Source organism: Rhodococcus sp. 14-2470-1b (assembly GCF_002259415.1).
In the GTDB taxonomy this organism is placed as follows: domain Bacteria; phylum Actinomycetota; class Actinomycetes; order Mycobacteriales; family Mycobacteriaceae; genus Rhodococcoides.
Genome location: NZ_NPFY01000036.1, coordinates 221604 through 233219 on the forward strand (window position 1 = coordinate 221604; position 11616 = coordinate 233219).

12 protein-coding genes are annotated in these 11616 nt (G+C 65.0%); 6 read left to right on the forward strand and 6 right to left on the reverse strand.

Translation table 11 applies throughout. The annotated features are described in order from the left end of the window. The first annotated feature begins 118 nt into the window (after nt 1-118). Nucleotides 119-880, forward strand: a complete 762-nt coding sequence (locus CH293_RS25660) for an enoyl-CoA hydratase-related protein (RefSeq protein WP_037111568.1) — start codon at nt 119-121, stop codon at nt 878-880. A 12-nt stretch (nt 881-892) separates the two neighbouring features. Here CH293_RS25660 and CH293_RS25665 read toward each other — a convergent pair whose 3' ends face one another. Together CH293_RS25665 and CH293_RS25670 are read right to left on the reverse strand one after the other, a co-directional pair. Next, nucleotides 893-1585 (reverse strand): uracil-DNA glycosylase, encoded by a 693-nt coding sequence (locus CH293_RS25665; RefSeq protein WP_037111567.1) that lies wholly within the window; start codon nt 1583-1585, stop codon nt 893-895. Nucleotides 1586-1634: 49 nt separating this feature from the next. Next, nucleotides 1635-2750 (reverse strand): thiamine-phosphate kinase, encoded by a 1116-nt coding sequence (locus CH293_RS25670; protein ID WP_094721840.1) that lies wholly within the window; start codon nt 2748-2750, stop codon nt 1635-1637. 48 nt (nt 2751-2798) lie between these two features. On the opposite strand from CH293_RS25670, the gene CH293_RS25675 reads away from it, so the two are divergent. Together CH293_RS25675 and CH293_RS25680 are read left to right on the forward strand one after the other, a co-directional pair. Beyond that, nucleotides 2799-3035, forward strand: coding sequence for an Lrp/AsnC ligand binding domain-containing protein (locus tag CH293_RS25675; protein WP_094721841.1), 237 nt, complete (start codon nt 2799-2801; stop codon nt 3033-3035). Nucleotides 3036-3069: 34 nt separating this feature from the next. Then, complete coding sequence (locus tag CH293_RS25680) at nt 3070-3663, forward strand: DUF3515 domain-containing protein (RefSeq protein WP_094721842.1); 594 nt, start codon at nt 3070-3072, stop codon at nt 3661-3663. 22 nt (nt 3664-3685) lie between these two features. Here CH293_RS25680 and CH293_RS25685 read toward each other — a convergent pair whose 3' ends face one another. Then, nucleotides 3686-4792, reverse strand: coding sequence for a D-alanine--D-alanine ligase family protein (locus CH293_RS25685; protein WP_275041286.1), 1107 nt, complete (start codon nt 4790-4792; stop codon nt 3686-3688). A 58-nt stretch (nt 4793-4850) separates the two neighbouring features. Then, the gene (locus CH293_RS25690) at nt 4851-5849 is read right to left on the reverse strand and encodes an NAD(P)H-dependent glycerol-3-phosphate dehydrogenase (RefSeq protein WP_037111377.1); all 999 of its coding nucleotides are present in this window, start codon (nt 5847-5849) and stop codon (nt 4851-4853) included. 162 nt (nt 5850-6011) lie between these two features. Between CH293_RS25690 and cofC the strand changes: the two genes are divergently transcribed. The 3 genes from cofC (at nt 6012) to CH293_RS25705 (ending at nt 9899) form a co-directional block, all read left to right on the forward strand. Then, the gene (gene cofC / locus CH293_RS25695) at nt 6012-6665 is read left to right on the forward strand and encodes a 2-phospho-L-lactate guanylyltransferase (RefSeq protein ID WP_255122978.1); all 654 of its coding nucleotides are present in this window, start codon (nt 6012-6014) and stop codon (nt 6663-6665) included. A gap of 196 nt (nt 6666-6861) precedes the next feature. Further along, a complete protein-coding gene (locus CH293_RS25700; protein ID WP_241483840.1) occupies nt 6862-8964 on the forward strand; it encodes an RNA degradosome polyphosphate kinase in 2103 nt (700 codons plus the stop codon). Continuing rightward, nucleotides 8964-9899, forward strand: a complete 936-nt coding sequence (locus CH293_RS25705; RefSeq protein WP_037111375.1) for an NUDIX hydrolase — start codon at nt 8964-8966, stop codon at nt 9897-9899. The genes CH293_RS25700 and CH293_RS25705 overlap by 1 nt, the downstream gene beginning before the upstream one ends. A gap of 218 nt (nt 9900-10117) precedes the next feature. Here the strand turns inward: CH293_RS25705 and CH293_RS25710 are convergent, their stop codons facing one another. Together CH293_RS25710 and leuD are read right to left on the reverse strand one after the other, a co-directional pair. Continuing rightward, complete coding sequence (locus CH293_RS25710; protein WP_019664298.1) at nt 10118-10816, reverse strand: HU family DNA-binding protein; 699 nt, start codon at nt 10814-10816, stop codon at nt 10118-10120. Nucleotides 10817-10964: 148 nt separating this feature from the next. Further along, a complete protein-coding gene (gene leuD, locus CH293_RS25715; RefSeq protein ID WP_037111373.1) occupies nt 10965-11582 on the reverse strand; it encodes a 3-isopropylmalate dehydratase small subunit in 618 nt (205 codons plus the stop codon). Nucleotides 11583-11616: the final 34 nt, after the last annotated feature.

The window sequence follows — 11616 nt, forward strand, 5'->3', positions numbered from 1 at the left end:
AGCCCCCGAGCAACGACGAAAGCCCCCGCCACCGACATCGGTGGTGGGGGCTTTCTCGTGCGCTGCGAACGTGCGCGTTACAGTGCGAAGCGTGATCGAAACCGAAAGTACCGGCTACGTGGAACTACTCGACGGCGTACTGCACATCACCGTGGCGACGGACGCTGCAGGCACCTCCCTGGACGGCAACGCCATGGTTGCCGGTGCGGACGCACTGCATGCTCTCAACTCCGGTGAGCTTGCTGCGGGGAGCGTCCTTCTCGTCGGCTCCGGGAAGAATTTCTGCGCGGGTGGGAACGTCCGTGCATTCGCTTCCGCACCCGAGCGCGGCGCGTACGTGCGCACCGTCGCCGACGCGTTCCACCGTTTCGTGCTCGAACTCGCCGCCGCCACCGTGCCGGTGGTGGCCGGAGTGCAAGGCTGGGCGGCAGGCGCAGGTATGAGCCTGGTGTGCCACGCCGACGTGGCCATCGGGGGCCGCGCCACCAAACTCCGTCCCGCCTACCCCGGCATCGGGTTCACTCCCGACGGCGGATTGACCTGGACGCTTCCTCGCATCGTCGGCCCGGCACGAGCACGCGACATTCTGCTGAACGATGCGATCCTCAACGGCGAGGAGGCAGTTCGCCTCGGGATCCTCAGCCGGCTCGTGGGTGACGACATCATCGGAAGCGAAGCCGAGCGTCTTGCACGAACCCTCGCGGCCGGGCCTACCCAGGCGTTCCGCGGAACCAAAGCATTGCTCCAGAACTCCGAAACCAACACTCTCGCGGAGCAACTGGAAGCCGAAGCCGCATCGATTTCGGCTGCCGCCGACGCACCGACGGGACGAGAAGGTGTGGACGCGTTCGTGGAGAAGCGCCGCCCCGACTTCAGCTGAGGCAGAACACCGTCACGGCAGCGCCCAGTCGATCGGCTCGTGTCCGGCTGCGACGAGTATCTCGTTCACTCGGCTGAAGGGCTTCGAGCCGAAGAACCCTCGGGAAGCAGACAGCGGAGACGGATGCACCGATTCGACGACGGGCGTCCGGCCCAGCATCGGCTTCAGCGTCGCCGCATCTCGGCCCCACAGGATCGCCACCAGTCCGGCCGAGTCGTCCTTCTCCTCCCGTTCCACCAGCGCTCGAATTGCCTGCTCCGTCACCGGTTCCCAGCCTTTGCGGCGATGCGACGCCGCGGCACCCGGCTCGACCGTCAGCACACGGTTGAGCAACAGCACTCCCTGATCCGCCCAGGGCGACAGATCACCACTGGAGGGAATGGGTAGACCCAGATCCTCCGAGTACTCCTTGAAAATGTTGGCGAGACTACGCGGTACCGGCCGTACATCAGGCGAAACCGAGAAGCTGAGCCCGACCGCATGCCCGGGCGTCGGATACGGATCCTGACCGACGATCAAGACACGGACGCGGTCGAAGGGTCGAGCGAAAGCCCGCAGAACGTTCTCCCCGGACGGCAAGTACGAACGGCCGGCGTCCATTTCGTCTCGGAGCCACTGCCCCATGCGGGCGATGTCGTCCCGCACCGGATCCAGCGCTGCCGCCCATCCCGGGTCGACGAGGTCCTCGAGTGGCCGTGCTGTCATCGACATCTCCTGTTCTCGTGAGTCCCTGCGGTGTCCGTCGACGACGGGGTCAGGCACCGAAGCTCGACCATCCTGCGATACCGGCGAACGGTACCCCGTCGACGGAGACGCGCTGGGCGGCCGAGCCGTCGGACGGTTCCGCACCGACGCGCCCGATCACCGTCCAGCCGTCCGGCACGGTCACGGCGTCGGCGAACGTGGCCGCGAGCGCGTGATCCTCACCGCCGCCGAGCACCCACGCCAGCGCCGACGCCCCCAGTTCTTGTGCGGCGGAACGAAGATCGGCGCCGATGTCGAGCGCGTGCGCATCCAGATCCATGGTGACCGACGATGCCGCGGCGACATGCCCGAGGTCCGCGACGAGTCCGTCGGAGATGTCGGTGAGCGAGGTGGCGCCGGCGAGTGCAGCCGTCCGACCCTGCTCGTAGTCGGGAGTGGGCACTCGGTGCGACGACACGAGACCGTCGTGCCCCGATATTCCGGCGCGGATCACATCCAGTCCGGCCGCCGACCGACCGAGATCGCCGACGACGGCGACGACGTCGCCGACTGATGCGCCGGACCGCAGCACAGCCGACCGACCTTCCAGATCGCCGAGCGCCGTGATGGATATCACCACATTGTCCGTTCGAACGAGATCGCCACCGATGATCGATGCACCCGCGCGCTGCGCCTCGGCCCACAAGCCACGGTAGAGGCCGTCCACCACATGGACGTCGGTGTCGGATGGGCATCCCAGAGCAACGAGAAAGCCGGTGCATCGTGCGCCCATCGCTGCGATGTCGGCCGCATTCTGGGCAATGGCTTTACGTCCGACGTCCTCCGGCGAGGACCAGTCGAGCCGAAAGTGCCTGCCCTCGACCAGCATGTCCGTCGCCGCGACGACTCGGCCGTCGCTCGCGGTGACGATCGCGGCGTCGTCGCCCGGGCCGAGGACGGTGTACGAGGACTGCGCCCACCCGGAGGTGATGCGGTCGATGACGCCGAATTCACCGACATCGGCAACAGTCGAACCGGGGGCGCCGGGTTCGGTACGGGAGTCGATCGTCTTCCTCTTTTCCGTCTGCGCGGAGCACGGTTCGACACTGCGGTACCTTCTTACCGACCGGTGAGCGTCCAGGACAGGACCGCATGCTCCGGCTGGAATGCACGCAATGTGATTCATCCGACCTTACCTTCGGGTGCGGCGGGGACGAAAAGGAAAGGGCCGACCATGGTGCACGCCTTCATCCTGGTACAGACCGAAGTGGGACGTTCGGCTCTTGTGGCGGCTGCGCTTCGCGACGTCCGCGGGGTCGAGTCCGCGGAGGCCGTTCTCGGCCCGTACGACGTCGTGGTTCGTGTCGCAGCCGAGAACGACAGCACGCTCGGAGTCGTCGTCGGCGAGATCCAGAAGACCGACGCGATCACGCGGACACTGACCTGCCAGATCGCGGACACCCCCGCCTGAACACGCGCACCGTCCGGCAGTCACACTCGAAGCGATGACCAGCGACCCGAATTCGACCGAACCCGTCTCCTCGGACGCCGAACCGACCGAGCAGCGACGCCATCCTGCCGTGATCGCGACCGCCGTTGCGCTACCGGTCGCTCTGCTCATCGGCGTGATCGTCGTGGCCGTGACCGTGTCCGGGACGTCGACGCGTCCGCCGGAAGCATTGGGGCCGGTCGACGCCCCGTCCGCCGAGAGCGCCGAGTGCACCGCGGTGCTCGACGCTCTCCCCGATTCGCTGGGCGAGTACGCCCGCGCCGAGCTGGTCGATCCGGCACCGGTCGGTGCCAGAGCATGGGCACCGGACGACGACGTGTCCGAGCCCATCGTGATGCGGTGCGGACTCCCCCGCCCGCTCGGATTCGACGTGGCGTCGTCGTTGCAGGTGATCAACGGGGTGCAGTGGTTCGAGGTCTCCGGTGCGGACTCCGGTCTGGATGCCAGCACGTGGTACACCGTCGACCGTCCGGTGTACGTGGCACTGACGGTTCCCGGCGGTTCGGGACCGACGCCGCTCCAGGATGCGTCGGACGCGATTTCCTCGGCCTTGCCTCAGACGCCGCTGGACCCGGCGCCGCTCAAGTGAGTGACGCTTCGGATCGCGATCGTCAGCGCAGGCCCGTTCCTCGGGCCTGCGCTGTCTCGATGAGCGTGTCGATCAACGCCGTGTAGTCCAGCCCGGTGGCGCCCCACATCTTGGGGAACATCGATATCGACGTGAATCCGGGCATGGTGTTGATCTCGTTGATGACCGGCCCGTCGTCGGTGACGAAGAGGTCGACGCGCGCGAGCCCTTGGCAGTCGAGCGCGCGGAACGAGTCCACGGCGATCCGGCGGATCTCGTTGCTCGTCTCCTCGGAAAGCACTGCGGGGACGTCGAATTCGCACACATCGTCGAGGTACTTGCTGTCGAAGTCGTAGAACGAATGATCGTCGGCCGGTGCGTCCGGCAACCGGATCTCGGCGACCACACTCGCGCGCACGGTGCCGTCGGGAAATTCGAGAACTCCGCATTCGACCTCGCGGCCGGTGATGGCGCCTTCCACGATCACCTTCGGGTCGTGGGAGCGGGCGTGGGCGATCGCGTCGGAAAGTTGATCCCAGGAAGTGATTCGCGTGATGCCGATCGACGAGCCGCCGCGGGCGGGCTTCACGAACGCAGGCAGCCCGATGTAGTCACGCTGATCGGGAGTGGCGGTGTCGTCGCCTCGCCGAAGCACGATCTGCCGTCCGACGGGCAGTCCGTCGGCCGCCAGTAGTTTCTTGGTGAATTCCTTGTCCATCCCTGCTGCGCTCGCGAGCACACCGGGGCCGACGTACGGAACTCCGGCGAGTTCGAGAAGGCCCTGGATGGTGCCGTCCTCGCCGTAAGCGCCGTGGAGAAGTGGGAACACCACGTCCACCGACGACAGCACGGCTCCGGCGTCGTCGGCGTCGAGGGAGAGCAGGTCGCCTGCGCGCGAAGGATCCGTGGACAGAGCGAGCGCGCGCGAATTCCGATCCACGCTCGGGAGCACCCGGCCGTGAATGGCCAGTTCTTCGAGGTCGGACGGACCGAGAACCCAGGACCCCTCCGACGTGATTCCGACGGGCACCACGTCGTAGCGCTCCCGATCGATGTGCCGGAGGACACTTCCTGCGGAGACGCAGGACACCGCGTGCTCGTTGCTTCGTCCGCCGAACACCACGGCGACTCTGGTACGCGTTTGACTCACGGTCATCCACCGTACCGTCCGCGCATTTCAGTGCGCCGACCCTCACGTGCTTTACGCGCTATTCGGGCTTGATTCGACGTCCGAGCAGATGACCGACGGCGTCGGGAACGGACAGTCCCGCATGGCACACACGGTGAACGGCGTCGGTCAGCGGCATCTCGACGTCGTAACTCTCGGCGAGCGCGCGCACCGATGTACACGATTTGACGCCCTCGGCCACCTGACCGTGTGCAGCCTCCTGAGCGCTCTCCATCGACCCGCCCGCGCCGAGCCGCTCACCGAAGGTGCGGTTCCGCGACAGAGTCGACGAGCACGTCGCGACGAGGTCGCCGACCCCCGCGAGCCCGGCGAGTGTTGCGGGTTTCGCGCCCAGCGCGGTTCCGAGCCTGATGATCTCCGCGAGGCCCCTCGTCATGATCGAGGCCAGCGTGTTCTCGCCGTACCCGACTCCGCTGGCCATGCCACAGGCAAGTGCGATGACGTTCTTGCACGCGCCGCCGATTTCGCATCCGATGACGTCGGTGTTGGTGTAGGGACGGAAATAGCCGGTGGCACATGCCTTCTGAACTTCGAGGGCACGGCGCGAGTCCGAGCATGCGATGACGGTCGCAGCAGGTTGACCCTCCGCGATGGGGCGTGCGAGGTTCGGCCCGGACAGCGACGCGATGCGACTGGGATCCGCTCCCGTGACTTGCGCGATGACCTGACTCATTCGAAGAAGGGTGCCCGTCTCGATTCCCTTGGCCAGAGAGAGCAACGTCGACTGGGCGGGTATCGCGTCCGTCCAGTCCTGGAGGTTGGCACGCAACGACTGCGATGGCACGGCGAGAACCACGATGTCGGCACCGTCGAGCGCCCGCCCGGGATCACTGGTTGCAGTGATGTTCTCGGGGAGCGTGATGCCGGGGAGATAGTCGGAGTTGACGTGTTCGGACGCGATCGCGTCTGCGAGTTCGGGGCGTCTGGCCCACATCGTCACGTCGGTTCCAGCGTCGGCCAGCACCTTCGCGTACGCAGTCCCCCAGGACCCTGAACCGAGTACCGCTGCTCTCGTCATCGCTGGCCACCTTCTTGATCCGTATCGGAACGTCTCGATCACACTCGTGCGGCCCGCGCGCGCCGCCGCCTCACACTAACGTCCGGTGATTGCCCGCGTAGTTCGATCGCGCGGGAGAGGTCGAACGGCCTCGTTGCGGGTGACGCTGGCAGGATCGAGGCCATGAGTAGTGCGCACGTGGTGATTGCAGTCAAGGACCTGGCCGCAGCCAAGACCCGCTTGGCCGATGCTTTCGCCGACGACGACCGCGCCCGTCTGGTCGTTGCGATGTTCCGAGACACCGTCGTCGCAGCCAGGGCAGTCGATCAGGTCGCTGCCGTCACCGTGGTCACTCCCGATCCGTCGATCGCCGGTGCCGCTCGGAGCCTCGGCGCCCGTGTCGTCGGTGAACCCTGCGACCAGGACCCGCTCGATTCGGTGGCACGACTCAACTCCGCGTTCGAGGCAGCCGCTTCGCTGGTACGACAGGAGGGGAAGGACGACATCATCGCCCTGCAGGCCGATCTGCCTGCCTTGCGCACGTCCGAGCTCGCCGAGGCATACCGTTTGTCCTCGGGTCATTCCCGGTCCGTGGTCAGCGACCACCACGGCACCGGAACCGCCGCGCTGATCGTCGACGGTGCCGCGGCCGATTTCAGTCCGCTGTTCGGTCCGGCGTCCGCGAAGAGACATCTGGAATCGGGTGCGTTCGATCTGACCGGGGTGTGGCCGGGGCTTCGACTCGACGTCGACACGATCGACGACGTCCGTGACGCGCACCGGCTCGGTGTCGGTCCTGCGACCGGTGAGGTACTGCGTTCGCTCGGGTGGAACTAGATTCGTCGGCCGCTCGTTCCTTCCACGAGATTCGCCGATCCGAGTTTCACCCGACACCGCAATAGGGGATGATCGAGCTGTGAGCAAAAGCGAAACCGAGACCGACGCAGCCTCCCCCTCAGGGCAACCATCCGGTGCCGAGGAGCGCCCGGTCGTTCCGCCGCCGGCGACCTCGCCGGCGGGCAGCCCGGCGGCGTTGCCCGCGGCTACCGAGCCGCATGCCCCGAACGCGAAGGATTCGCTTCCCGAAAACCGTTATCTCAACCGCGAATTGAGTTGGCTTGACTTCAATTCGCGTGTTCTCGCTCTCGCCGAGGATTCGTCCCTTCCGTTGCTGGAGCGCGCGAAGTTCTTGGCGATCTTCGCGTCGAACCTCGACGAGTTCTACATGGTTCGTGTTGCGGGGCTCAAGCGTCGCGACGAGACGGGCTTGTCCGTCCGTTCCGCCGACGGCCTCACTCCTCGCGAGCAACTGGCGCTCATCGGTGAACGCACTCAGGAACTGGCGCGCCGGCATGCGCGTGTCCTTCTCGATTCGATCCTGCCGGAACTCACATCGGTGGGGATCGAGATCATCCGCTGGTCCGACCTCGACGCGAACGAGCGCGAACGCCTGTCCACGTACTTCCACGAGCAGGTCTTCCCCGTCCTCACACCGCTGGCCGTCGACCCTGCGCACCCGTTCCCCTACATCAGCGGCCTGAGTCTCAATCTGGCTGTCACGGTGAAGGATTACGCAACGTCGGGTGAACACTTCGCGCGCGTCAAGGTCCCCGACAACGTGGACCGCTTCGTACGCGTTCGACGCGGCGACGGTGGCCAGAGCGTGGACGCCTTCCTGTCCATGGAAGAGGTCATCTCCGCTCACCTCGACGTTCTCTTCCCTGGCATGGACGTGGTGGAGAGTCACGCGTTCCGCATCACGCGCAACGCGGATTTCGAGGTCGAAGAAGATCGCGACGAGGATCTGCTCCAAGCACTGGAACGCGAGTTGGCTCGTCGTCGGTTCGGCTCGCCGGTGCGCCTCGAGATCGCCGACGACATGACCGAGCACATGCTCGAACTCCTGCTGCGCGAACTCGACGTCGACCCCGGCGACGTGATTCAGGTGCCGGGCCTGCTCGACCTGTCCTGCCTGTGGCAGGTGTACGGCGTGGATCGGCCCAATTTGAAGGACGCACCGTTCGTTCCGGCGACGCACCCCGCGTTCGGCGAGCGCGAGACTCCGAAGAGCGTGTTCTCCACGCTGCGCGACGGCGACGTGCTGGTGCATCACCCGTACGATTCGTTCTCCACCAGTGTTCAGCGCTTCATCGAGCAGGCCGCGGCCGACCCTCAGGTCCTGGCGATCAAGCAGACTCTGTATCGCACATCCGGTGATTCGCCGATCGTCAACGCTCTGGTCGACGCCGCGGGTGCGGGCAAGCAGGTCGTCGCGCTGGTGGAGATCAAGGCCCGATTCGACGAGCAGGCGAACATCGAATGGGCGCGCAAGCTCGAAAAGGCGGGTGTCCACGTCGTCTACGGTCTCGTGGGCCTGAAGACTCACTGCAAGACGTGCCTCGTGGTGCGGCGCGAAGGCTCGGTCATTCGTCGCTACTGCCACATCGGAACCGGAAACTACAATCCGAAGACTGCCCGGATCTACGAGGACGTCGGCTTGTTGACCTCCTCTCCGGAGATCGGCGCCGACCTGACGGATCTGTTCAATTCGTTGACGGGCTACTCGCGGAAGACCAGTTACCGCAACCTTCTCGTCGCACCGTACGGGGTTCGCCGTGGAATCATCGAGCGAATCGAAGCGGAGGTGGAGCACCACCGCAACGGACGTGACTCCGGAATCAGGCTGAAGGCCAACGCCTTGGTCGACGAGCAGGTGATCGACGCGTTGTATCGAGCGTCGGCGGCCGGTGTCCCCGTGCACGTCGTCGTCCGAGGGATTTGTGCGCTCAAGCCGGGAGTACCGGGGCTCAGCGAGAACATCGAGGTCCGTTCCATTCTCGGTCGATTCCTCGAACACTCGCGTGTCCTGCATTTCCGTGGTTCCGACGAGTTCTGGATCGGCAGTGCGGACATGATGCATCGCAATCTCGATCGACGGGTGGAAGTGATGGCTCAGGTCAAGGATCCACGCCTCACCGGTCAGCTGAACGAGATCTTCGAATCGGCTCTCGACCCGACGACACGATGCTGGATCCTCCGCCCCGACGGCGGATGGGCAGCGTCTCCGGCACAGGGCGAGACCGTCCGCGAGCACCAGGTGGAATCCATGCGACGCCGGCGGAATCAAGGCTCCTGATGTCGGGTTCCGACAACTCGTTGCGCGCCAACATCTTCGCTGCGGGTGCGGTTCTGTGGCGTCACACACCCAACCGCGCCGGCGAGATCTCCGTCGCACTGGTCCACCGTCCCAAGTACGACGACTGGTCGTTCCCCAAGGGCAAGCTCGACCCGGGTGAGACGACGGTCGGTGCAGCGGTGCGAGAAGTGGCGGAGGAGACCGGATTCGACGTACGCCTCGGTCGCTACCTCTCGAAGGTCACCTACCCCATTCCCGGTCACCGCAAGTTGAAGAAGGTGGACTACTGGGCGGCCGAAGCCATCGGAGGCGAGTTCGAACCGAACTCCGAGGTCGACGAACTTCGCTGGGTCACCCCGTCCGAGGCGGCGGACCAGTTGTCGTACCCGATGGATCACAAGATCCTTCGTCGTTTCCTCAAGCAGCCGGCGGACACCGACACCGTGCTGCTGGTTCGTCATGCCAAAGCCGGTCGACGATCACGATATCGAGGAGACGATGCACTTCGCCCGCTCGATGCCGTCGGCGAGACACAGGCAGCAGCGCTCGTGCCGTTGTTGTCCGCGTTCGGGGCCGACAAGTTCCACGCCGCGAATCGTCGACGTTGTGTATCGACGATTCAACCCTCGGCGGACGAGAAGGGAGAGCAGATAACGCTGGAGCCGCTGCTGTCCGAGGAGGGCTACTGGGCCGAGCGACACGAAGCTCGCCGCCGCGCGGTCGCCATCTCCGCTCTCGGTGGCGTCCGTACCATCTGCAGCCAAGGAAAAGTCATCCCGGATCTGCTGCAGTGGTGGGCGGACAGGGACGGTGTTGCACTACCGCCCAACCGTAATCGCAAGGGCAGTGTGTGGGTTCTGTCGTTCCACGACGGCACCATGATCGCCGCGGATCACCTCGCGAGTCCGCTCCCGGTCATTCCTGCGGACGGCTGATGTTCGCCGACAGTTGATGTTCGCGGACGGCTGATGTTTCGCCGACGGCTGATGTTTCGCCGACGGCTGATGTTTCGCCGACGGCTGATGTTTCGCCGACGGCTGATGTTTCGCGGACGGCTGATGTTTCACGGACGGTCGACAGTGCACGACGAGGGCCCCGGACGTGTCGTACGTCCGGGGCCCTCACCGATCTGCAAGATTTCTGCTGCGCGAGATTACTTGCGTGCGGTGCGCTTTGCCGGAGCCTTCTTGGCCGCGGTCTTCTTTGCTGCAGTCTTCGCCGGAGCCTTCTTGGCTGCTGCAGCGGTGGTCTTCTTCGCTGCAGTCTTGGCCGGAGCCTTCTTGGCTGCTGCCGCGGTGGTGGTCTTCTTCGCAGCGGTCTTGGCCGGAGCCTTCTTGGCCGCAGCAGTGGTCTTGCGAGCAGTCGTCTTGGCCGGAGCTGCCTTCTTGGCGGGAGCGGCTGCCTTCCGAGCAGTCGTCTTGGCCGGAGCTGCCTTCTTGGCGGCGGCGGTCGTCTTGCGAGCAGTGGTCTTGACGGCTGCCTTCTTGGCCGCGGTCTTCTTTGCTGCCGCAGTCTTCTTGGCGGGCGCGGACGCCGAGCCACGCTTGACGGCGGGTCCGGTGGCGGGGAGCTTCTGTCCACCGGCGATGACTGCCTTGAACTGAGCACCCGGGCGGAATGCCGGGACGTTGGTCGGCTTGACACGGACAGTCTCGCCGGTGCGCGGGTTACGGGCCACGCGCGCTGCGCGACGACGCTGCTCGAACACACCGAATCCGGTGATGGTCACGCTCTCGCCACGGTGAACCGCGCGCACGATGGTGTCGACGATGTTCTCGACAGCCTCTGTGGCGCTCCTCCTGTCAGACCCCAACTTCTCGGTCAGGGCGTCAATCAGCTCTGCCTTGTTCATGGATTTCCTCCGCAATATTGTGGCCCATCGTCGGACCGACTACTACAACGGTAAACCCCAAGGCGTCAAGAGTCTATGAGCCACGCCAATTCTCATCCGGCGTGGCGGAATGATTCACGGGCTCAATGCGTGTCGAAGGCCGTTTTCGCTACCCTTCGGACGGCTCCTCGATGCGCGCCGGGAGGGTTGTCGGTTTCCATGAAGGCCTTGCCTTTTCATACTCGGCAATGGCCTCTACCTGGCGTAACGTCAATCCGATGTCGTCAAGACCTTCGAGCAGACGCCATCTCGTGTAGTCGTCAATGGCGAAGCGCACCACCAAGGTTCCAGCGGTCACCGTCTTCGATTCCAGGTCGACGAGAATTTCCAATCCCGGCTGCTCTTCGAGCACTTTCCAGATCAATTCGACGTCACTTTGGTCGACTTCGGCGGCGAGCAGACCGGCCTTGCCTGCGTTGCCGCGGAAGATATCGGCGAACCGAGACGCGATCACGACCCGAAATCCGAAGTCCGATAGCGCCCACACCGCGTGCTCGCGGGAGGACCCAGTTCCGAAGTCGGGGCCGGCAACCAGAACCGAGCCCTTGTCGTACGGGGAAACGTTGAGCACGAACTCCGGATCATTGCGCCATGCCGAGAACAGACCGTCCTCGAACCCGGTGCGAGTCACACGTTTCAGATACACGGCAGGAATGATCTGATCCGTGTCCACGTTCGAGCGACGCAGTGGGACGCCGATTCCTTTATGGCGGGTAAAGGGTTCCATCGAAAAATCTCCTAAGAAGTACAGGTTTCGGAAA